Origin of the sequence: Micromonospora ferruginea (genome assembly GCF_013694245.2) — a bacterium.
GTDB classification, from domain to species: Bacteria; Actinomycetota; Actinomycetes; order Mycobacteriales; family Micromonosporaceae; genus Micromonospora; species Micromonospora robiginosa.
In genome coordinates this window covers 6,476,804-6,497,262 of record NZ_CP059322.2, presented here as the reverse complement: position 1 = coordinate 6,497,262, position 20,459 = coordinate 6,476,804, and the positions used below count along the sequence as shown (strand labels likewise).

At 74.8% G+C, this 20,459-nt stretch carries 19 protein-coding genes and 2 pseudogenes; 10 read left to right on the top strand and 11 right to left on the bottom strand.

Annotation, left to right across the window (positions count from 1 at the left end):
- Window positions 1–319: 319 nt before the first annotated feature.
- Both H1D33_RS29350 and H1D33_RS30380 read left to right on the top strand, forming a co-directional pair.
- Window positions 320–1,495: pseudogene (locus H1D33_RS29350) on the top strand (glycosyltransferase family 39 protein); the annotation flags it as partial.
- A 159-nt stretch (window positions 1,496–1,654) separates the two neighbouring features.
- Window positions 1,655–2,107, top strand: a pseudogene (locus H1D33_RS30380) (glycosyltransferase family 39 protein); the annotation flags it as partial.
- Here H1D33_RS30380 and H1D33_RS29345 read toward each other — a convergent pair.
- Both H1D33_RS29345 and H1D33_RS29340 read right to left on the bottom strand, forming a co-directional pair.
- Window positions 2,082–3,644 carry a PAS domain-containing sensor histidine kinase gene (locus tag H1D33_RS29345; RefSeq protein WP_181570120.1) on the bottom strand — a complete coding sequence of 521 codons (1,563 nt, stop codon included), beginning with the start codon at window positions 3,642–3,644 and terminating at the stop codon, window positions 2,082–2,084. The pseudogene H1D33_RS30380 and the gene H1D33_RS29345 overlap by 26 nt on opposite strands.
- 24 nt (window positions 3,645–3,668) lie before the next feature.
- A complete protein-coding gene (locus H1D33_RS29340) occupies window positions 3,669–4,697 on the bottom strand; it encodes an SIS domain-containing protein (protein ID WP_181570121.1) in 1,029 nt (342 codons plus the stop codon).
- Between the two features lie 190 nt (window positions 4,698–4,887).
- Between H1D33_RS29340 and H1D33_RS29335 the strand changes: the two genes are divergently transcribed.
- Window positions 4,888–6,501: a tetratricopeptide repeat protein gene (locus H1D33_RS29335; RefSeq protein ID WP_246411802.1), complete on the top strand. Its 1,614-nt coding sequence runs from the start codon at window positions 4,888–4,890 to the stop codon at window positions 6,499–6,501.
- A 95-nt stretch (window positions 6,502–6,596) separates the two neighbouring features.
- Here H1D33_RS29335 and H1D33_RS29330 read toward each other — a convergent pair whose 3' ends face one another.
- A complete protein-coding gene (locus tag H1D33_RS29330) occupies window positions 6,597–8,186 on the bottom strand; it encodes an MDR family MFS transporter (protein WP_181570123.1) in 1,590 nt (529 codons plus the stop codon).
- Window positions 8,187–8,305: 119 nt separating this feature from the next.
- Here H1D33_RS29330 and H1D33_RS29325 point away from each other — a divergent pair, with 119 nt between their 5' ends.
- Entirely contained in the window at window positions 8,306–8,875 is a 570-nt protein-coding gene (locus H1D33_RS29325; protein WP_181570124.1) for a TetR/AcrR family transcriptional regulator, read from the top strand.
- A gap of 10 nt (window positions 8,876–8,885) precedes the next feature.
- Here H1D33_RS29325 and H1D33_RS29320 read toward each other — a convergent pair whose 3' ends face one another.
- Entirely contained in the window at window positions 8,886–9,398 is a 513-nt protein-coding gene (locus H1D33_RS29320; RefSeq protein ID WP_181570125.1) for a GNAT family N-acetyltransferase, read from the bottom strand.
- Entirely contained in the window at window positions 9,395–9,610 is a 216-nt protein-coding gene (locus H1D33_RS29315; RefSeq protein WP_013735733.1) for a biotin/lipoyl-binding carrier protein, read from the bottom strand. The genes H1D33_RS29320 and H1D33_RS29315 overlap by 4 nt, the downstream gene beginning before the upstream one ends.
- Window positions 9,611–9,834: 224 nt before the next feature.
- Between H1D33_RS29315 and H1D33_RS30375 the strand changes: the two genes are divergently transcribed.
- The gene (locus H1D33_RS30375) at window positions 9,835–9,909 is read left to right on the top strand and encodes a 50S ribosomal protein bL37 (RefSeq protein ID WP_369700219.1); all 75 of its coding nucleotides are present in this window, start codon (window positions 9,835–9,837) and stop codon (window positions 9,907–9,909) included.
- Between the two features lie 92 nt (window positions 9,910–10,001).
- On the opposite strand, the gene rsrA is transcribed toward H1D33_RS30375, so the two are convergent.
- From rsrA to H1D33_RS29290, 5 genes are all read right to left on the bottom strand, one after another.
- Window positions 10,002–10,289 carry a mycothiol system anti-sigma-R factor gene (gene rsrA, locus H1D33_RS29310; protein WP_181570126.1) on the bottom strand — a complete coding sequence of 96 codons (288 nt, stop codon included), beginning with the start codon at window positions 10,287–10,289 and terminating at the stop codon, window positions 10,002–10,004.
- A 2-nt stretch (window positions 10,290–10,291) separates the two neighbouring features.
- Window positions 10,292–11,095, bottom strand: coding sequence for a sigma-70 family RNA polymerase sigma factor (locus tag H1D33_RS29305; protein WP_181570127.1), 804 nt, complete (start codon window positions 11,093–11,095; stop codon window positions 10,292–10,294).
- A 514-nt stretch (window positions 11,096–11,609) separates the two neighbouring features.
- Window positions 11,610–12,224 (bottom strand): alpha/beta hydrolase family protein, encoded by a 615-nt coding sequence (locus tag H1D33_RS29300; RefSeq protein WP_181570128.1) that lies wholly within the window; start codon window positions 12,222–12,224, stop codon window positions 11,610–11,612.
- Window positions 12,225–12,352: 128 nt separating this feature from the next.
- Complete coding sequence (locus tag H1D33_RS29295) at window positions 12,353–12,745, bottom strand: WhiB family transcriptional regulator (RefSeq protein WP_181570129.1); 393 nt, start codon at window positions 12,743–12,745, stop codon at window positions 12,353–12,355.
- A 212-nt stretch (window positions 12,746–12,957) separates the two neighbouring features.
- Window positions 12,958–13,665 carry an SOS response-associated peptidase gene (locus H1D33_RS29290; RefSeq protein ID WP_181570130.1) on the bottom strand — a complete coding sequence of 236 codons (708 nt, stop codon included), beginning with the start codon at window positions 13,663–13,665 and terminating at the stop codon, window positions 12,958–12,960.
- Window positions 13,666–13,768: 103 nt separating this feature from the next.
- Between H1D33_RS29290 and aroA the strand changes: the two genes are divergently transcribed.
- The 4 genes from aroA (at window position 13,769) to H1D33_RS29270 (ending at window position 18,070) form a co-directional block, all read left to right on the top strand.
- Window positions 13,769–15,070, top strand: a complete 1,302-nt coding sequence (aroA, locus tag H1D33_RS29285; RefSeq protein ID WP_181570131.1) for a 3-phosphoshikimate 1-carboxyvinyltransferase — start codon at window positions 13,769–13,771, stop codon at window positions 15,068–15,070.
- Window positions 15,071–15,274: 204 nt separating this feature from the next.
- The gene (gene rsgA / locus H1D33_RS29280) at window positions 15,275–16,174 is read left to right on the top strand and encodes a ribosome small subunit-dependent GTPase A (RefSeq protein WP_246412117.1); all 900 of its coding nucleotides are present in this window, start codon (window positions 15,275–15,277) and stop codon (window positions 16,172–16,174) included.
- Between the two features lie 60 nt (window positions 16,175–16,234).
- The gene (gene hisN / locus H1D33_RS29275) at window positions 16,235–17,053 is read left to right on the top strand and encodes a histidinol-phosphatase (RefSeq protein ID WP_181570133.1); all 819 of its coding nucleotides are present in this window, start codon (window positions 16,235–16,237) and stop codon (window positions 17,051–17,053) included.
- Between the two features lie 60 nt (window positions 17,054–17,113).
- The gene (locus H1D33_RS29270) at window positions 17,114–18,070 is read left to right on the top strand and encodes a hypothetical protein (protein ID WP_181572546.1); all 957 of its coding nucleotides are present in this window, start codon (window positions 17,114–17,116) and stop codon (window positions 18,068–18,070) included.
- On the opposite strand, the gene H1D33_RS29265 is transcribed toward H1D33_RS29270, so the two are convergent.
- Window positions 17,968–19,221, bottom strand: coding sequence for a glycosyltransferase (locus H1D33_RS29265; RefSeq protein WP_181570134.1), 1,254 nt, complete (start codon window positions 19,219–19,221; stop codon window positions 17,968–17,970). The genes H1D33_RS29270 and H1D33_RS29265 overlap by 103 nt on opposite strands.
- Before the next feature lie 190 nt (window positions 19,222–19,411).
- Here H1D33_RS29265 and H1D33_RS29260 point away from each other — a divergent pair, with 190 nt between their 5' ends.
- Window positions 19,412–20,413: an SDR family oxidoreductase gene (locus H1D33_RS29260; RefSeq protein WP_181570135.1), complete on the top strand. Its 1,002-nt coding sequence runs from the start codon at window positions 19,412–19,414 to the stop codon at window positions 20,411–20,413.
- Window positions 20,414–20,459 lie beyond the last annotated feature (46 nt).

The following is a 20,459-nucleotide window of genomic DNA, read 5'->3' as shown; positions in this document are numbered from 1 at the left end:
TCATGCGCCTCATGCTGCCACACCACGGCAGGCCCGACCACCGCCCGACCCCCTGATCCCACATCACGGGCGCTCCACCCTCTATTGAAACCCGTCCACCCCCACCCCCGTGACCAGCATCACCCCACCCCCACCCCCACCCGTCGCCCCCGCCCCCACCTCCGCCCGTCGATCATGAAGTTGGCGGTGACGAACCGGACGGCGGATGCCGCCAACTTCATGATCGACCGGGGAGGGTGGACCGGGGAGGGTGGACCGGTGGGGGTGGAATCGGCGGAGCGGGGTGGTGGGGGTGGGTGGGCGTGTGAGGCTGCGGGGTGTGAGCGGTCACGCCGAGCCTGCGCCGGACCGGGCCCGCCTCGGGTGGCCGGTGTGGGCGGTTCCGGGGCTGCTCACGCTCGCGGTCACGCTGGTCGGGATCGGGCACGCGCAGCTCTGGCGGGACGAGCTGGCCACCTGGAGCGCGGCCACCCGCCCGCTGCCGGACCTGGTCCGGCTGACCCGCACCATCGACGCCGCCACCGGGCCGTACTACCTGCTGATGCACGCCTGGACCGCGCTGGCCGGCACCTCGCCCACCGCGCTGCGGCTGCCCTCCGCGCTCGCCATGGCCGGCGCCGCCGCGCTGACCGCCGCGCTCGGCGCGCGCCTCGCCGGTGACCGGGCCGGGCTGCTGGCCGGGCTGCTGTTCGCCGTGCTGCCGGCCACCTCGCGGTACGGGCAGGAGGCCCGCCCGTACGCGCTCGCCACGCTGCTCGCCGTGCTCGCCACGCTGTTGCTGGTCGACGCGTTGCGCCGGCCCACGTGGCGACGCTGGGCCGGGTACGCGATCGCGGTCGCCGCGCTCGGCCCGCTCCACCTGGTCGCGCTCACCCTGCTCGCCGCGCACGCCGTGGCGGTGCTGCTGACCGCAGGACATCGACCGTGGGTGGAACGCCATGGGTGTCACAGCGCCCGGGAGACCCCCATGGCGTTCCGGTCACCGGAGACGTCGGCGGCGTGTGGAACGCCACGGGTGTCACGGCAGGTCGTGACCGACGAGCACGAGGCGCACCCGCCCGGCGGCCCTGGAACGGAGCCGAGGGACGTGGCCGGCAGGGATCGGGGCGGGCCACCGGCATCCGGCCGGCGGGTGCTCGGGCGGTGGCTGCTGGCACTGGTGCCGACCGTCGTGCTGGTCACGCCGCTGGCGGTGGTCGCCCGGGGGCAGCGCGGCCGGCAGCTCGACTGGGTCGACCCGGCGCGCCTGCCGGATCTGGCCGCACTGCCCGGCGGGCTGGCGCAGAGCGGCGTGGTGGGCGGGTTCCTGCTGGGGCTCGCCGCGCTCGGTGCGCTCCGGCTGGGCCGGCGGGCGCTGCTGCCCGGGGCCGCCGTGCTGCTGCCGGTGCTGCTGCTCTTCGCCGCCGGCACGGTGGTGCCGCTCTGGGTGACCCGCTACCTGGTCTTCACCGTGCCGTTCGCCTGCGTGCTCGCCGGGGCCGCCCTGGCCGGAGCAGGGCCGCCCCGAACGGCACCGCCCGGAACCGGAACCGGACCGGCCGGAACCGGACCCGCCGGAACCCGGCCCGCCGGAACCCGGCCCGCCGGAACCGGACCCGCCGGAACCGGACCCGCCCGAACGGCACCGGCCGGCGGGCGGCTCGGGGCGGCGGTGGCCGTGGTCGCCCTGGCCGGGCTGCTCGGCCTGCCCGACCAGGCGGCGTTGCGCCGGACCCACGAGTGGCCCCGCAGCGCCCCGGTCGACTACGCGGGCGCGGCCCGGATCGTCGCCGCCGGCCAGCGGCCGGGGGACGCGATCGTCTACTCGCCCCGGGACGGGTGGCTCTTCCCCGACCTGGGTCTGGCGTACCACCTCGGGTCGCGGCAGCCGCGCGACGTGCTGGTGGTCCGCGACCAGCGGGCGGACGCGAGCCTCTGGGCGGTGGAGTGCGCCGACCCGGCCCGCTGCCTGGCCGGCGTGGACCGGGTCTGGCTGGTGGTCACCGGTCGCCGCGCGAACCCGTTGGCGGCGGTGCCCGGCGCCGAGGGCGAGGCGCTGCGCGACCGCTTCACGGTCCGCCAGGTCTGGCTCCGCCCGGGCCTCACGGTGGCCCTGCTCGCCCGGTGAGGCGGTCGGTGGTGCCCCGGGCCAGCGGAACGACGAGGACCGCCTCGGTGCCACCCGCCGCGCCGTCGCGCAACGCGATGGTGCCGCGTAGCTCGCCGGTGACCAGCGCCCGGACGATCTGGAGGCCGAGGTTGCCGCCGCGCTCGGCGTCGAACTGCTCGGGCAGGCCCCGGCCGTTGTCGGTGACCGAGACGTGCAGTTCCTTGCGCAGCCGGTGCACCGAGACGACCACCTCCGGTCGGGGCGCGTCCGGCGCGGCCGGAGCGGCCTCCTCGTCGGCCGGTGGGAAGCCGTGCTCCACGGCGTTGAGCAGCAACTCGTTGAGCACCATCACCAGCGAGGTGGCGATCTCGGCGGGGAGCACGCCGAAGCTGCCCCTGCGGCGCATGCCGACGGTCACCTCGGTGGCGGCCACCTCGGTCGCGGCGCTGGCCACCCGGTCCACGATGCCGTCGAACTCGACCGCCTCGTCGGAGGACATGGAGAGCGTCTCGTGCACCAGCGCGATGGAGGCGACCCGGCGTACCGACTCCTCCAGCGCGACCCGGGCCTCCGGCATGGCCACCCGGCGGGCCTGGAGGCGCAGCAGCGCGGCGACGGTCTGCAGGTTGTTCTTCACCCGGTGGTGGATCTCCCGGATGGTGGCGTCCTTGGTGATCAGGGCGCGGTCGCGGCGGCGTACCTCGGTGATGTCGCGGACCAGCACCAGCGCGCCGATCGGCACTCCGGCGGGCATCAGCGGCAGCGCCCGGGTCAGCATGGTGGCCCCCCGGGCGTCGATCTCGCGGCGGGGCGGGGCCTCGCCGCGCAGCGCGGCGAGCACCGCGTTGCCCGCCTCGGTGCCGTCGAGGGGGTCGCCGGCCAGCCGGCGGTGCAGCTTGGCCAGGTCCTCCCCGACCAGGTGGGAGGCGTAGCCCAGCCGGCGGTACGCGGACTGCGCGTTCGGGCTGGCGTAGGTGACCTTGCCGTTGGCGTCCAGCCGCACCAGGCCGTCGCCGACCCGGGGCGCGGAGGTGGTCTCGCCGGGGTGTCGGGGCGGCGGGAACGTGCCGTCGGCGATCATCTGGGCCAGGTCGTCGGCGGTGGTCAGATAGTTGAGTTCGAGCTGGCTCGGCGTGCGCGCGGTGGAGAGGTTGGTGTCCCGCCCGACCACGGCGATCACCTCGCCGTTCTCCCCGTCGCCGGTACGCAGCCTTACCGGGATGGCCTCGTGCCGGGCCGGCACGTCGCCGTACCAGACCGGGTCGCCCTCCCGCCAGATCCGCCCCTGCCGGTGGGCGACCTCCAGGTGCGCCACCTCGGGGCCGCCGACGATCCGGCCGACCTGGTCGTCCAGGTAGGCGGTCGGGGCGGTGGTCGGGCGCACCTGGGCCACGCAGAGGAAGGTGCCGTCGCCGTCCACCGGCACCCAGAGCAGCAGGTCGGCGAAGGAGAGGTCGGACAGCAGTTGCCAGTCACCGGCGATCCGGTGCAGGTGGTCGATGTCCGCCGGCCGGAGCGCGGTGTGCTCCTCGGCGAGGTCACGGAGGGTGGACACGCCCCACAGCGTGCCACGCCGGGCTCACATCGTCGCCGTGACCTTCTTCAAACCGCGTGGTGCGTCCGGGTCCTCGCCCCGGGCCAGCGCCAGGGACAGGGCGAGCCGTTGCAGCGGAAGGATGTCGAGCAGCGGCGCGTAGCGCTCGTCGACGTCCGGCACCGCCATCCGGGTGGTGCCGACGTCGGCGGAGCCGACCACCACCACGTCGGCGCGGCGCTCGCCGAGCCGGGGCAGCACCTCGCGCATCGACGTGCCACCGGGGCCGGAGCCGACCACGGCCAGCACCGGCACGTCCGGGTCGGTCATGGCGAGCGGGCCGTGCAGCAGGTCGGCGCCGGAGAAGGCGAGCGCCGGCAGGTAGGACGTCTCCATCAGCTTCAGCGCCGCCTCCTGGGCGGTCGGGTACGCGTAGCCCCGACCGGTGGTGACGAGCTGGCCGGCGAACCGGTAGCGCGGGGCGAGCCGGGCCGGGGTGTCGTCGGCGAGCGTACGGGCGGCCAGCTCGGGCAGCCGGGCCAGCGCGGCCCGTTCCTCGGCGGGCAGCGTGCCGTCGCCGGCGCGTACCCCCTCGACGAGCATGAGCAGCGCGAGCAGCTCGGCGGTGTAGGTCTTGGTGGCGGCGACCGCGCGCTCGTGGCCGGCGGCGATGTCCACGCTCAGCTCGGCGGTCTCCACCAGCGGCGAGTCGGGGTTGTTGGTGACCGCGAGGGTGAGCGCGCCGGAGGCCCGCGCCACCCGGAGCACCTCGGCGAGGTCGGGCGAGCCGCCGCTCTGGCTGACGCCGACGACGAGCGCGTCGGAGAGGTCGGGGCGGGCGCCGAAGAGGGTGACCGCGCTGGGCGAGGCCAGTCCGGCGGGGAGGCCGAGGCGGATCTCGGTGAGGTAGGCGGCGTAGAGCGCGGCGTGGTCGGAGGTGCCCCGGGCGGTGAAGACCACGTGGCGGGGTCGCCGCTGCGCGACGGCCGCCGCGACCCGGGCGATCGCGGTGGCGTGCTCGGCGGAGAGCAGGCGCTCGTAGCCGGCCGGCTGCTCGTCGATGTCGGTGGCCATTCCGGCCCCTGGACGCGTCACCCAGCACCCCCTTCTGCGCGATTGCCGCGCGTTCGATGCTCAGTCTTGCACGTTTCAGCCGATCGAAGCAAAGCAACGAACACTAATGCGCAGTGGATCACCATTGGTTGGCAAGATCCCCTACGCTGGCCCGGCTGAACCGACCCACCCGCCGCGACGAGAGGACGACGTGCCCGACGACGACGCCGCGCTCTCCGCGGAGGAGGAGCTCGCGCTGGCCCGGCTGGCGCTGGGCGAGGGCGACCTCCGACACGCCGCCGACCACGTCGCCGCCGCGCTGGTGCGCTCCCCCACGTTGCCCGAGGCGCACGAGACGCTGGCCCGGCTCGCCGCGGCCAGCGGCGGCGACCTGGACCTCTTCCCGCTCGGCCAGCACGCCTTCGTCGGGGCCGTGGTGGCCCGGGCGCACCTGCTCGCCGCCGCCGGCCGCCCCGCCGAGGGGCTCGACCTGCTGGCCGCCGCCACCGGCTACGCACCCGGCGCGCCGTGGGCCGCCGTGCCCTGGGTGACCGCCGCCGACCTGCCCGAACGGCTCGACCCGGAACGCACCGCCCGGATCCTCATGCAGGTCTGCGCGGCCACGCCCGACCCCGTGCCACGCCGGTTGCACGAGCCGCTGCTGCCCTACCTCACCCTGGCCCGCAACGCGATCACCGTGCACCCGGCCCACCCACTGCTGCTCGGGGCGGCGTCCGCGCTGGCCCGGCGCCTCGGCGAGGTCGCCCTCGCCGTCGGCTGGGCCACCCGTGGGGTACGCGCGGAGCCCACCAAACTCGGCGAGGTGTGGCTCGGGTACGCGTACCGCAGCGCCGGCCGCACCACCGACGCGCTCGACGCGCTGGAACGCGCGGTCGCGCTCGACCCGGACGACCTGGCGGTCTACGCGGACATCGCCGGCACGCTCGCCGACCACGGCCGGCTCGACGAGGCACTGGCGTGGGTCGACCGGGCACTGGCCCGGGACGCCACCTTCGACTGCGCCGTGCACACCGCGCACCGGCTGCGCTTCCAGCGCGACGGCGACGTGGACCACCTGGTGGCGCTCGCCGACTTCGTCCGCGACCACCCGGACGACTCGCACGAGCACGGGGACCTCGCCGAGTGCTGCCGTGGCCGCCCGTGGCTCGGCCAGGTGACCCCGGCCGGCCCGGACCCGGTCCCCGCGCCGCCCGCCGACGTCGCCCGCCCGTCCGCGAACGCGGTACGGCGGCTCCAGCAACTGGCCCATCCGGCCTGGCCGCACCCGCCGGCCGCGTACGACGCCGCGGTCGGACTGGCCACGCTGGACCTCGCCGACCTGCGCGGCCTGCTGGCGTACCCGCCGGACGCGCCGTCGACCGCGCTGGGCCGGGTGCTCGGCGACCAGGACCCCGCGCTCTGGGCGCGCTGCGCGCAGGTCTGGGCCTGCCTCGGCCTGCTGCACCATCGCACCGACGAGCCGTGGACGGAGTCGACCCGCCGCCGGGTGCTGCGCGAACTCGCCGCCGGTGAACCCGGCCCGGTCGCCGAGGCAGCCCTGTTCGCCCTGGTCACCGCCGCCTGGGTGGACCCGGCCGTACGCGCCGACGTGGCCTCGGTGGTGGCCGGGCGGCTCGCCGGGGTGGCGACCGGCGCCGCGCGGCGTACCCCGGCGGCGGTGTCGCTGGCACACCTGGCCCGGGCCACCCCGGCCCTCGACCCGGCGGCCCGCGCGGTGGCCGAAGCGGTGGTGGCCGACGCCGGGGCCGGCCCGCTGCGCCGCCTGTGGCGACGCCTCACCGGCCTGTTCCGCCGCCGCACCTGAGCGCGCGCTCGCCGCGCGGGTTGCCCGGCGCGGGCGGGTGTTAGGAAGGGGCCCCTCTACAACGCCAGGCGTTAAGCGGGGGCCCCTCCTTACCTTCAGACCGGGGCTTTGCCGAGGGCGATCTCGGCCTCGTCCTCCGGCGTGGCGCCGGCGGGCGGGACGTCGTTCGTCGCGCGCAGCGGCACCTCCTTGATGAACCAGGCGAGCACCGGGACCGCCACGGTGAAGAAGACCGCCCAGAGGAACACGTGCGAGATGGCGTCGGAGAGCGCGCCGAGCACCAGCTCCCGGGCCGGGCCGGTGAGCTTCCGCAGCGCCTCCAGGTCCAGCGCGCCGCCCTCGCCGCCGCCCTTGCCGGCGAGCGCCGGACCGGCCGCCGAGTCGGCGAGCCGGTTGGCGAAGATGGCGCCGAAGAGCGAGACGCCGAACGAGCCGCCGATGGACCGGAAGAAGGTGGCCGCGCCGCTCGCCGCGCCCAGGTCCTTCTGCTCGACGCTGTTCTGCGCGATCAGCATCGAGGTCTGCATGAGGAAGCCCATGCCGACGCCGAGCACCACCATGTAGAGCGAGGACTGCGCCTTGCTGGTGTTCAGGTCGAGCAGGCTGAGCAGGCCCATGCCGAGCGCCATCACCACGCCACCGATGATCGGGAAGGCGCGGTAGCGACCGGTCTTGGTGATCGCCCGGCCGACCACGAGCGAGACCACGAGCATGCCGAACATCAGCGGGAGCAGCAGCAGGCCGCTGTTGGTGGCCGAGGCGCCCTGCACGGTCTGCTGGTAGAGCGGCAGGAAGTTCATCGCGCCGAACATGGCGAAGCCGAGCAGGAAGCCGATCACCGAGATGAGCGCGAAGTTGCGGTTGGCGAACAGGCCCAGCGGCAGGATCGGCTCGGGCACCCGCCGCTCCACGAGCGCGAACGCGGCCAGGGTGACCACCGCCAGCGCGACCAGGCCGAGGATCTGCGGCGAGGCCCACGCGTACTCGTTGCCGCCCCACGTGGTGACCAGCACGATCGCGGTGATGCCGACGGAGAGCAGCCCCGCGCCCAGCCAGTCGATCTTGTGCTCGGTGCGGTACTTCGGCAGGTGCATGGTGGTGGCGAGGACGAGCAGCGCCACGCCGCCGAGCGGCAGGTTGACGTAGAACGCCCAGCGCCAGGAGAGGTGGTCGGTGATGAAGCCGCCGGCCAGCGGACCGGCCACCATGGCGATGGCCATGATGCCGGCGATCATGCCCTGGTAGCGACCTCGCTCGCGGGGCGGGACCAGGTCACCGATGATCGCCATGACGCCGACCATCAGGCCACCCGCGCCGAGGCCCTGCACCGCCCGGAACGCGATCAGCTCGATCATGCCGTTGTCGGCGCCGCCGAAGACGCCGGAGCCGGACATGCCGCAGAGCGCGGAGCCGACGAGGAAGATGACCACGGCGGTGAGGAAGACCGCCTTGCGGCCGTAGAGGTCGCCGAGCTTGCCCCAGATCGGGGTGGAGACCGTGGTGCCCAGCACGTAGGCGATGACCACCCAGGTGAAGTGGTCGGCGCCGCCGAACTCGAAGACGATCCGCGGCAGCGCGGTGCTGACGATCATGTTGTCGAGCATCGCGAGCATCATCGCGATCATCAGGCCGAACAGGACGACGCGGACGTTGGGTCTCGCGGTGACCGGGGCTGGTTGACTCATGGGTAGGCTCCCCCGCAGATCGGTGATCGACTTACTTGCCGCCCGGCTAGTTTCCTTACCAGCCGCACGGTAAGCTGGTGGCGAGGACAACGTCAAGCGGATTGGAAGGTGTCGGTCGGGTGAGCGAGAGCACAGGCGGCACGCGGCACCGGATCCAGGCCGTCGCGCTGGAGCTCTTCACCGAGCAGGGCTACGAGAAGACCTCGCTGCGGGAGATCGCCGAACGACTCAACGTCACCAAGGCCGCGCTCTACTACCACTTCAAGAGCAAGGACGAGATCGTCGCCAGCTTCGCCGACGACCGCCTTCGCCAGATGGACGAGCTGATCGCCTGGGCCGCCGAGCAACCGGCCACGCTGGCCACCCGACGCACCCTCATCGGCCGCTACGCGGACAGCATGTTCGCCGGCGAGCTGCCCAAGGTGATGCGCTTCTTCGAGCAGAACCAGACCGTGCTCAAGAGCCTCGTCGTCGGCCAGCAGATGCGCGACCGGATGATGCGGCTGGCCGGCGAGCTGAGCCGCGGCGACGACTCGCCCGCCGCGCAACTGCGCGCCGCGCTCACCCTGTTCGCGGTGCACAGCAGTTGGTTCGCGGTGCGCGCGCCGGGCGTCACCGACGAGGAGCGCAAGAAGATCGCGCTGGAGGTCGCCGACGAGCTGCTCGCGAAGATCGGCGAGGGCGACTGATCCGCCCCGCTCAGCGGGCGGCGGTCAGGTCCAGCCGCAGGCCGAGCAGATCGACTCCGGGCGCCGGGGCCCAGTCCTTCTCCGGCGCGCGCACGAACCCGAGCCGGCCGTAGAGGCGTCGCGCGCTCGCCGACATACCGGCCCGCACGCAGATCACCACCGCCGCGCACCCCAGCTCGGCGGCGCGCGCCACACACGCCCGCGCCAGCGCCGCGCCCGCGCCCCGACCCTGCGCGGCCGGGTCGACCGCCAGCATCCGGAACTCCGCCTCGCCCGGCCCGGCGAGTTCCGCGTACGGCGTGCCGGACAGCACGAACGTCACCGAACCGAGCACGTCGCCGCCTGCCTCGTCCACCGCGACCAGCACCTCGCCGGTCCCCGCCCGGCCGGCCACGTCGGCGAGCACCGCCGCGTACCCGTTCTCGGCCTTGAGCTGGCCGTCCGCCTCGTACGCGGCCACCGTCAGGCGGGCCACCGCCGGGAAGTCCGCCGGCTCGGCGCGACGGACGAGCGGGCCGGTCAACCGATCACCGCGATCAGGTCGCCGTCCTGCACCACGTCACCCTCGTTCACCGCCAACTGCTGCACCACGCCGTCGGACTCGGCGACCACCGGGATCTCCATCTTCATCGACTCCAGGATCACCAGCGTGTCGCCCTCGGAGACGGTGTCCCCGGCCGCCGCGACGACCTTCCAGACGTTCGCCACCATCTCGGCGCGGATCTCCTCGGCCATTTCCCGGCCCTCCCTCAGTCCGACGGTCCTGCGAACGTATCCAACCATGACGCCGGTCACGCCGGCCCGCTGACCACCGGCCGGCCGATCGCGCCCCACCGCGCCCGGCGCGGAACCGGCGGCACTAGCATCGTGCGGGTCGGCGCCCGGCGATCCGCCGGCCGCACGCGACCTCCGCCGCGCTCGCCCGCGGCCGGACCGTGACCAGCACAAGGAGGCAGAGCATGGCGAAGAAGGCCCGGAAGAAGAAGGCCCGGAAGAAGAGCGGCGCCAACCACGGCAAGCGCCCCAACTCCTGATCACCGATCAGCGACGCCGGCCTCGGGCCGGACACACCGGTGGCCCGGGTCCGTGCGGACCCGGGCCACCGGTGTGTGATCGGTCGCCGGCCTCAGTCGGCCAGCTCGCGGGACTCGCTGGTCTCGAACACCACCAGCTCGGTCAGCCGCAGCCGCAGCCGCTCGCGCAGCTTCTCGGGCGCGGCCTCGTTGCCGCAGCACCGGGCCACGAGCGCCTTGACCTCCTGCTCGACGCCGTATTCGCGCAGGCACGGCCCGCACTCGTCCAGGTGGTGCCGGATCAGCATCCGGCGCTCCTCGGCGCACTCCAGGTCGAGGTAGAGGTAGACCTCGGCGAGCACCTCGCGGCAGTCCGTCTCGTGCGGTTGTCCACAGCTCACGGTCACACCTCCCGGCCGGCGGTGGCGGTCGGACCCTTCGGCGCGGCGCTGAACCCGCGCTCCGCCGCGTAACGCTCCAGGAGCTTGCGCAGGTTGCGCCGACCGCGGTGCAGGCGGGACATCACGGTGCCGATCGGCGTGCCCATGATGTCGGCGACCTCCTTGTAGGAGAAGCCCTCGACGTCGGTCAGGTAGACCGCCAGCCGGAACTCCTCCGGCAACTGCTGGAGGGCCTCCTTGACGTCGCTGTCCGGCAGCCGGTCGAGCGCCTCGGTCTCGGCCGAGCGCAGGCCGCTGGACGTGTGCGACTCGGCCTCGGCGAGCTGCCAGTCGGTGATCTCGTCGGTCGGCGCCTGGATCGGCTGCCGCTGCCGCTTCCGGTAGGAGTTGATGTAGGTGTTGGTGAGGATCCGGTACAGCCAGGCCTTCAGGTTGGTGCCCTGCTCGAACTGGTGGAAGGCGGCGTACGCCTTCAGGTAGGTCTCCTGGACCAGGTCCTCGGCATCCGCCGGGTTACGGGTCATCCGCAGCCCGGCGGCGTAGAGCTGGTCGACGAAGGGCATCGCGTCCCGCTCGAAGCGGGCCCTGCGCTCGTCCGTCTTCTCGGTGGTCAACCGCACATCCCCTCGCGTCGGATGCTTTCCCGCCGAGGATACGCGTACCCGCCTGCCGGCAGATTCACTTCCCGAGTGTGTGCCGGTGCTCACGGCCGACGCCACCGCGGGCCACTCCGGCGCGTCGAGCAGCCGTCGAAGCTGCCGTTCGTCCCGTTCGTCCCGCTCCCGGCTCCGTGTCTCGATCGGCACCGGTCACCCCCCTCGCGCTGACAATGTCGTCCAGGGGTGTCAACGCGGGCCACGGGCCGCCGCATTCCGCCACACCCGCCGAAGCCTCCGGCTCCCCGCTGTCGTCACCCCGAGCGGGGTACCGGCCGTCGCCGATTCGCCCTTGCTCTGCAGCCACCCACGCAGCCCCGCGTTGAGCAGGCACTTTCGCCTGATCGGCCGCTGCGTCGGAGGCGATCGGAACGTTTTCCCACCGGGCAGGAATGCCGTTCCACCCATCAGGAACCGAGGAGATCTTGGTAAACGACGGCCCCTATGGGGGCCGTTTCGTACCAAGATCTCGAAGACGGGGCGGTGGAGCGGCCACCCGTCCCGGCCCCAGCCTCGGCCGCGACCGACGCTGGGACCAGGAAGGGCCTGGGAGGTGGTCCCGGCCCCGCCCGAACCGGGCGGACGGCACCAACCGGTGCAACGACCGCCCACCGGGGGCGGTCACGCGTGCCGGTGCCCGCACCGCTTCGCCCTCGGGCCGACGTCACGGCAGCCAACCTCGGGCCGCGAGCCACCCGCGCACCACCTCGGCCGTGCCGGCCGGATCCCGCCGCAGGTCGTGCCGCTCCCCCGGCCGGAGGACCACCTCGATCCCGGGCCCCGCATCGGGTACGCCGAACGGGTCCCGGTCGCCGTTGACCACCAGCGTGGGCAGGCCGGTGCCCAGCTCGTCGGCCCGGGAACGCTCCGGCCGCCCGGGCGGGTGCAGCGGGAACGCCAGCGCCACCACGCCCACCGCCCCGACCGCGCCGGCGGTCCGGCAGGCCACCCGCGCGCCACTGGAACGGCCGCCCACCACCCAGCGGCCGGCCTCCGGCAGACGCCGGCGCAGTTCGGCCAGCACCGCGGTCCACGCCTCGTCCAGGTGCCCGGCCGGCGCGGGCGCGCGCCGGCCGGCGACCCGGTAGGGCTGGGTCACCAGCGCCACTCCCGCCCCGGCGTCGCACACCGCGTCGCGTACCGCCACGAGATCCGGCGCGTCGACGTCGCCGCCCGCGCCGTGGCCCAGCACCAGCACGGTGCCGCCGGCCGCCGACGGCGGGTCGAGCCGGACGCGGGCCGGCCCCCTCGGTGTGTCGATCTCGTCGTCGTGCCGCACCGGCCCATTCTGCGCACGGCACATCGCCCGGCGACGGCAGACCCGACGACCGCGTCACCGCCGGAGCACCCCGGTGCGGCAACTCCGTCGCTCGTGGGCCGGCGGGCGGACCACGGGCGACGTCGGCGTCAGCTCAACGGCACCAGCGTGAGCAGGCGGTCGCGCACCGGCGGGCCGGGCTCGTCGAGCGCATCCGGATCCGGCTGCACCTCGCTGCGCCAGGCGACCAGCATGGCCCGGCGTTCCCGCGGCGTGGTCGCGCCCCAGACGCCGTGGCAGTCGCCCACCTCCAGCGCCCAGGCCAGGCAGGAACCCTGGACGTCGCAGGTGCGGCAGAGCGCCACCGCCGCGTCGGCCGGCTCGTTGGGCGCCGGGAAGAACGTCTCCGGATCGACGCTCTGACAGGTTCCCCTGGTGCGCCACGCCTCGTCCTGGCGCCGTTCGCGCAAGGCCCGCAACAGTCGCGGATCACGCCGCGCGGCGGCCACCTCGTGCGGGCGCGGCATGCGTGCCCGTGTCAATACACCCACCTCCCCCGTGGGACCGGCAATGATCTTGATGGAGATCGATGAGTGTCATCCGCCCCGTGCGAACAGACGCCCACCACCGGCGCTGTGTTCTATCGCACTCGCGCACGCGGGGACAAGTGTCTTCGGTAAACATGACTAAACAGCCGGGCGACGTTTCAGGCGCAACCCCGGCAAATCAGCACCCGACAATGTGCTGAGTGTGATCAGAACAGCGTCGGCTCGGAGTCGGCCTCCACGCCCGCCGGAACCACCCGCGCGATCAGCTCCGGGCCGTCGTTGCGGACGTCGCCGACCGCCGTCGAGACCGGCCGGATCTCCAGCCCGGCGAGCTGCCCGGCGTCGGGCGGGACGAGCAACGCGGCCGGCTCCTCGGTCGGGCCCAACCAGGACGCCCAGCGTTCCGGGGGCAGCAGCACCGGCATCCGGTCGTGCACCTCGGCCAGCTCGCCGACCGCAGCGGTGGTCAGCACGCTGAAGGTGAGGCGGGTCGCCCCGGCCGACTCCCAGACCGACCAGATGCCCGCGAGGGCCAGCACCGAGCCGTCGCGCGGGGTCATGAAGTAGGGCTGCCGCGAGCCGTCGGGCTGGCGGACCCACTCGTACCACCCGTCGGCCGGAACCAGGCAGCGGCGGCGGGCGAACGACGGCGCGTACGCCCGGCTGGTGGCGACCGTCTCGGCCCGCGCGTTGATCATCCGGGCGGCGCCGCCCGGGGTGCGGGACCAGGGCGGGAGCAACCCCCAGCGGCCGAGGCAGAGCAGCCGGTGACCCTCGGGCGCGAGCCGGACCAGCGGGGCGGGATCGGTCGGCGCGACGTTGAAGTCGGGCCCGACCTCGCCGGTCGAGTCGACCGACTCGAACAGCGCGCTCAGGTCGCCCGCGCTCCGGCTCGTCGCGTACCTCCCGCACATGGCGCACACGCTAGCCCCACCCGACCGTTCCGGCTGTCCCGCCCACCGGGAGCAGGCCCGACGACCGCTCCCACCGGCCCGGCCGGGTTGGCAGAATGTGAGCGTGGGGAATCTGACCGCTACGCGTCCGCCGCAGCCGTGGACCGCGCCGACCGCGAGCGACCCGGTCGCCGCGACGCTGCGCCTGCCCGGCTCCAAGTCGATGACCGCCCGGGCCCTGGTGCTCGCCGCGCTGGCCAGCGGGCCGTCGACGCTCGACCGGCCACTGCGCGCCCGGGACACCGAGCTGATGGCCGGCGGCCTGCGCGAGATGGGCTCGCACATGTCGGTCTCCGACGACGACCGCTGGCTGGTCCGGCCGCACCCGCTGGTCGGCCCGGCGCACGTCGACGTGGGCCTGGCCGGCACCGTGATGCGCTTCCTGCCCCCGGTGGCCGGGCTGGCCGCGGGGCGGGTCACGTTCGACGGCGACCCGCACGCCCGCACCCGCCCGCTCGGCCCGCTGATCGACGCGCTGCGCGCCCTCGGCGTCCGCGTCGACGCCCCGCCGACCGGCAGCCTGCCGCTGGTCGTCCAGGGCGCCGGCCGGGTGACCGGCGGCGAGGTCGTGATCGATGCCTCCGCCTCCAGCCAGTTGGTCTCCGGGCTGCTGCTGGCCGCGCCCCGGTTCGAGCGCGGCGTGGTGGTCCGGCACCAGGGTCCGCCGGTGCCGTCCGCGCCGCACGTGCGGATGACCGTGCAGATGCTGCGCGCCGCCGGGGCGGCGGTGGACGACACCACCCCCGACGTCTGGGTGGTCGAGCCCGGCCCGCTCACCGGGCGCGGCTGGGCGATCGAGCCGGATCTCTCCGGCGCCGCGCCGTTCTTCGCCGCCGCCCTGGTCACCGGCGGCGAGGTCACCCTCCACGGTTGGCCGCGCAGCAGCCTCCAGCCGGTGGAGCGGCTGCGCGAGCTGCTGCACCGGATGGGCGGCGAGGTGACGCTGGGCACCGACGGCCTGCGGGTGCGCGGCACCGGCGCGGTGCGCGGGCTCGACGCCGACCTCTCCGACGTCGGCGAGCTGACCCCGGTGCTGACCGCGCTCACCCTGCTGGCCGACACGCCGTCCCGACTGACCGGGATCGGCCACATCCGGGGTCACGAGACCGACCGGGTGACCGCGCTGGCCAAGGAGTTCGCCGCGCTGGGCGCCGACATCACCGAGACCCGCGACGGCCTGGAGATCCGGCCCCGCCCGCTGCGCGGCGGGACCTTCCGGACGTACGCCGACCACCGGATGGCGCACGCCGCGGCGGTGGCCGGGCTGGCCGTCCCCGGCATCGAGGTCGACGACGTGGCGTGCACCTCGAAGACCATGCCGGAGTTCCCGGCACTATGGTCGGGCATGGTGACCGGCAAGAACTGAGAGCGGGGGGACGTCCTGGCGACCAGGCGGCGGGAGTACGACGAGGACGACGTCCGGGTGCGCCCCGGCCGCTCGTCGCGGCCCCGCACCCGCACCCGGCCCCGCCACGCCGACGCGGTCGACGGTTTCGTGGTCGCGGTCGACCGGGGGCGCTACACCTGCGTCCGGCCCGGGGCCGGCCTGGACGACCCGGTCGTCACCGCCATGCGCGCCCGCGAGCTGGGCCGCAAGTCGGTCGTGGTGGGCGACCGGGTGGGGCTGGTCGGTGACGTCTCCGGCGCGCCCGGCGCGCTGGCCCGCATCGTGCGGATCGCCGAGCGCACCTCGGTGCTGCGGCGCACCGCCGACGACGACGAGAGCACCGCCGAGGGCCGGCTGGAGCGCGTGGTGGTGGCGAACGCCGACCAGTTGGTGATCGTCAGCGCGCTGGCCGACCCGCCGCCGCGCACCGGGTTCATCGACCGCTGCCTGGTGGCCGCGTACGACGCCGACATCGAGCCGCTGCTCTGCCTCACCAAGGCCGACCTGGCCGGCCCGGAGGCGGTGCTCGGCTACTACACCGAGCTGGAGCTGCCGTACGTGCTGATCCGGCCGGGCTCCGAGCTGGCCGAGCTGCGCGCGCTGCTCGCCGGCCGCGTCTCGGTCATGGTGGGCCACTCCGGCGTGGGCAAGTCGACGCTCGTCAACCGCCTGGTCCCGGAGGCGGAGCGGGCGGTCGGCACGGTCAGCGCGATCGGCCGCGGCCGGCACACGTCGACCAGCGCGGTGGCGCTGCGCCTGCCCCCGACGCCCGACGCGGGGGCCGACGGCGACCCGGGTTGGATCGTCGACACCCCAGGGGTCCGCAGCTTCGGGTTGGCGCACGTCTCGGCGGAGAGCCTGCTGCACGGCTTCGGAGACCTGGTCGAGGCGACCGTCGACTGCCCGGCCAACTGCCCGCACACCGCCGACGAGGCGACCTGCGCGCTGGACGCCTGGGTGGCGGCCGGCCGGGCGGATCCGCGCCGGCTCGCCTCGTACCGCCGGTTGCTGGCCTCGCGCACCGGCGAGGGTGACGCGCGCGAGCCGGAGCGCAACCCCGGCGATCCGCTCGCCGGGTCCTGACCGGCGGGCCGGCGGGCACCCGCCGCCGCCGGCCGCCGGGCCGCCGCTAGCGTGTCGAGCATGACCGGGTACGCCGACGACCTCGCCCTCGCCCACCTGCTCGCCGACGCCGCGGACGCGGTCTCGTCGGCCCGTTTCCGCGCACTCGACCTGCGGGTGGAGTCGAAGCCGGACCTGACCCCGGTCTCCGATGCGGACACCGCGGTGGAGCGCGGGATCCGCGCGTTGCTGGCCGCCCACCGGCCCGACGACGGCCTGCTCGGCGAGGAGTACGGCGAGCAGCCTCCGGCCGGGCCGGACGGGCGGCGCTGGGTGGTCGACCCGATCGACGGGACGAAGAACTTCGTCCGGGGCGTACCGGTGTGGGCGACGCTGATCGCACTGCTGGAGCACGACCGGCCGGTGCTCGGCCTGGTCTCCGCGCCGGCGCTGGGCCGGCGCTGGTGGGGCGCGCTCGGCGCGGGGGCGTTCGCGGGCACCGGCCCGGCGGACGGCGCGCCGATCCGGGTCTCCGGCGTCACGGCGCTGGCCGACGCGAGCGTCTGCTACTCCTCGCTGACCGGTTGGGAACAGTCCGGCCGGCTGGACGCGATGCTCCAGCTCATGCGGGACACCTGGCGCAGCCGGGCGTACGGCGACTTCTACGGCTACATGCTGCTGGCCGAGGGGGCACTGGACGTGATGGTGGAACCGGAGCTGTCGCTGTGGGACGTCGCCGCGCTGGTGCCGATCGTCACCGAGGCCGGCGGCCGGTTCACCGACCTGGCCGGGCGGCCGGCGCCGGCCGGCACCGACTCCGCCGACATCAGCGCCGTGGCCAGCAACGGCCCGCTGCACGACGACATCCTCGGCCGGCTGGGCCGGCCGGCCGAGCGCTGAGGGGGCGCGAGCCTCTATCCTCGCCAGGTGGTCTCCTCAGGTTGGTGCTTCCTCGCGGCGATGATCGTCGCGTACGGCTTCGCCAATCTCCTCCAGTCGGTGGCCGCCGCGCGGACCACCGTGCACCACACCTTCGACCCGGGGCTGCTGCTGCGGCTGGCCGGTCACCGGACGTACCTGATCGGGCTGGGCTGCCAGGTGGTCGGGTTCGTGTTCGCCTTCCTGGCCCGCCGGGACCTGCCGCTGTTCCTGGTCCAGGCGTCCGTGGCGGCCGGGCTCGGGGTGACCGCCGTGCTGGGTGTGGTGGTGCTGAAGTGGCGGCTGCCGGCCGCCGAGGTGGTGCTGCTGGTGCTGCTGTTCGGCGGCATCACCGCGCTGGTGCTGTCGGCCGAGCCGGCGCAGTCCCGGCAGCTCGGCACCGCCGGGCTGGTCGGTCTGGTGGCGGCGCTCGGCCTGATCGCCGGGTCGGGTTTCTTCGCCGCCCGGTTGCGGGGCGCGCTCGGCTCGGTGGTGCTCGGGTCGTTGGCCGGGATGGCGTTCTCCGCCGCCGCGGTGGCGGCCCGGCCGCTCGCCTCCGCCGGCTCGGCGGAGGCGTTCGTCCAGGACCCGCTGCTCTACCTGCTGATCGCCCACTCGGTGGTCGGGCAGTTGCTGCTCGGCCTGGCCATGCAGCGCGGTTCGACCACGGCGGCGGTGGCGGCGATGGACGCGGCCGGCGCGGTGCCCGCGGCGGTCGTCGGCCTGCTGCTGCTCAACGACAAGATCTGGCCGGGCCGGGAGTGGCTGGCCGGGCTCGGCTTCCTGGTCACGCTCGCGGCCGTGGTGGGCCTGACCCGGTACGCCGAGCCGCAGCACCACCACTCGACCGCTCGCGACCGGAGCCCGGCCATGCTCGGCGCGCCGATGGTGCCGGCTCAGGCCGCCTCGACCGGCCCCCGCTCGGAGACGGCCACCTCGACCGGGGGCGTCGGCTCCACCGGGATGGCCGGCCGGCGACGGCCGATCACCCGCTCGTAGAGCCGCTCCAGCGCGGCGGCGGTCCGCTCCCAGGTGTAGCTGCACCGCACCCGGTCCACCGCCGCGTGCCCGTACGCGAACCGGCCGGCGTTGTCGGTGAGCATCCGGCGCAGGGTGACCCCGAGGGTCCGCACGTCGCCGGGCGGCACCAGCTTGCCGGTCACCTCGTCGACCACCGCGTCGGCGATGCCGCCCATGGCGTAGCCGACCACCGGCACGCCGCAGGCCATCGCCTCCAGCGACACCCGGCCGGCGGAGGAGTAGTGCGGGGTGCAGGCGACCACGTCGGCGGAGCGGTACCAGGTGGCCATCTGGTCGTGCGGGACCGCGCCGACGAGGTGGATGCGCTCCGCGACGCCGGCCCGCTCGGCCAGCTCGCGCAGCCGGCGCGCCTCGGCGTGCCCGGCCAGCCGCTCGGCGGGCGGGCCGCCGGCGATCACCAGTTCCGCGTCGCCGACCAGCCGCATCGCCCGGATCAGGTCATCCTGGCCGTGTCCGGGCGCGAGCCCGCCCACGGAGAGGATCCGGGGCCGCTGGTCGCGGGGGGCCGCCTCACCGTCGGGGTGGAAGTAGCCGGTGTCCACACCGGTCGGCACCATCGCCACCGAGGTCCGTTGCAGGCCCATCCGGGTCAGCTCGTCGACCTCGTCGTTGCACTGGGCGACCGCGACGTCCACGGCCCGGGTCAGCGCCCGTTCCAGCGGGATCCGCTGGCCCGGCCCGGTGTAGGCGCGGCCGAGGTGGCGCAGTTGCTCGACGCCGAGCGAGTGGAACGTCTGCACCACCGGGATGTCGGTGGCGCGTACCGCGTGCGCGGCGGCCAGCCCGCCCACCCAGTAGTGGCCGTGCACCACCTCGGGCGCCCAGTCGCCGGCCCACTCGCCGGCCAGCCAGCGGCCGAAGTCGGCCACGTACGGCACCAGCTCGGCGGTGGGCAGCGGATCGGCCGGGCCGACCGGCACCCGCTCCACGCGGTAGCCGTTCAGCTCGACCAGGGCCGGTTGGGCGGCCGCGTCGCGACGTTCGTACACGCGGACCTCGTGGCCCCGGGCGGCGAGCTCAGCCGCCACGCGCGCAATATGCTCCTGAGTCCCGACGATGGGACCGTCGGTGGACGAGCCGGCGTGCGCGCAAACAAGGCCGACGCGCATGGTGCACCTCCATGCGTTCTCGGTAGCGGGGTCTCCCGGTAGAGCGTCCCATTAACCCGGGGTCGGCGGCCCCAAACCTGGCAGATCGGCATGGCGTCCGCCGTCGCGTGGACGGGACACCGGGTCCGACCGAACCCGATCAGCGCGGTCTCGGCGGCATGACCGGCCGGCACCGGGGTACCGGCGGGGAATGCCGCTCACCCGCAGCCTCACCGACGCCACCGTCGTCATCACCGGCGCCTCCAGCGGCATCGGTGCGGCCACCGCGTACGCGCTTGCCGGCCGTGGGGTCGCGGTGGTGCTGGCCGCCCGGAGCGAGGCCGCGTTGCGGCGCGTCGCCGAGCACTGCCGGGATCTGGGCGGGCGGGCCCTCGTGGTGCCGACCGACGTGACCGATCCGTACGCGGTGGAGCTGCTGGCCGCCCGGGCCGCCGAGGAGTTCGGCCGGATCGACGCGTGGATCAACAACGCGGCCGTGGGCACGGTGGGGCTGTTCGACGAGATCCCGGTCGCCGAGTTCCGCCGGGTGGTCGAGGTGAACCTGCTCGGCACCGTGCACGGGACCCGGGCCGCGCTGCCGTGGCTCGCCGCGGCGGGCGGCGGTGTCCTGATCAACAACGCGTCCGTGCTGGCCGAGGTGGCCATGCCGTACCAGTCCGCGTACAACGCCACCAAGCACGCCATCCGCGGGCTGACCGACACGGTGCGGCAGGAGCTGCGGGTTACCGGCCGGGGAAACATCTCGCTCTGCACCGTGCTGCCGGCCAGCATCGACACCCCGTTCTTCCGGCACGCGGCCAACCACACCGGGCGGGAGCTGACCCCGCCTCCCCCGGTCTACCCGCCGGAGATGGTGGCCGAGACGATGGTGCGGCTGCTGCGCCGGCCGCGACGCGAGGCGTACGCGGGCGGCGCGGCCCGGCTGATGGGGCTCCAGTGGCGGCTCGCCCCGGCGCTGGCCGAGCGGGCGCTCGGCTGGTACGCCGCGCGGACCCAGTTCGGCCCGGGCGTCCGCCTGGACGCCGCCGGCACCGTCTTCACGCCCGACGCGACGGCCGAGCGGACCGACGGTTGGGCCGGTCGGCGCGGCCAGTTGCTGCGGATGACCGCCGCGTTCGGCCTGGCCGCCGCCGGCACCGCGGTCGGCACCGTCGCGGCGATCAACCGACGCTCCCGGACGGCGCGATCATGAGTCCCGTCGACCGGACTGATGCGCGCGCCGGAGCCGACGTGCACAA

Coding starts and splice junctions, on each gene's coding strand:
- H1D33_RS29340 (WP_181570121.1), bottom strand. CDS start 4,697: ATGGCCACCGACATCGACGAGCAGCCGGCCGGCTACGAGCGCCTGCTC.
- H1D33_RS29330 (WP_181570123.1), bottom strand. CDS start 8,186: ATGAGTCAACCAGCCCCGGTCACCGCGAGACCCAACGTCCGCGTCGTC.
- H1D33_RS29315 (WP_013735733.1), bottom strand. CDS start 9,610: ATGGCCGAGGAGATCCGCGCCGAGATGGTGGCGAACGTCTGGAAGGTC.
- H1D33_RS29290 (WP_181570130.1), bottom strand. CDS start 13,665: ATGTGCGGGAGGTACGCGACGAGCCGGAGCGCGGGCGACCTGAGCGCG.
- rsgA (WP_246412117.1), top strand. CDS start 15,275: ATGCGCGCCCGCGAGCTGGGCCGCAAGTCGGTCGTGGTGGGCGACCGG.
- hisN (WP_181570133.1), top strand. CDS start 16,235: ATGACCGGGTACGCCGACGACCTCGCCCTCGCCCACCTGCTCGCCGAC.
- H1D33_RS29270 (WP_181572546.1), top strand. CDS start 17,114: ATGATCGTCGCGTACGGCTTCGCCAATCTCCTCCAGTCGGTGGCCGCC.
- H1D33_RS29265 (WP_181570134.1), bottom strand. CDS start 19,221: ATGCGCGTCGGCCTTGTTTGCGCGCACGCCGGCTCGTCCACCGACGGT.
- H1D33_RS29260 (WP_181570135.1), top strand. CDS start 19,412: ATGCCGCTCACCCGCAGCCTCACCGACGCCACCGTCGTCATCACCGGC.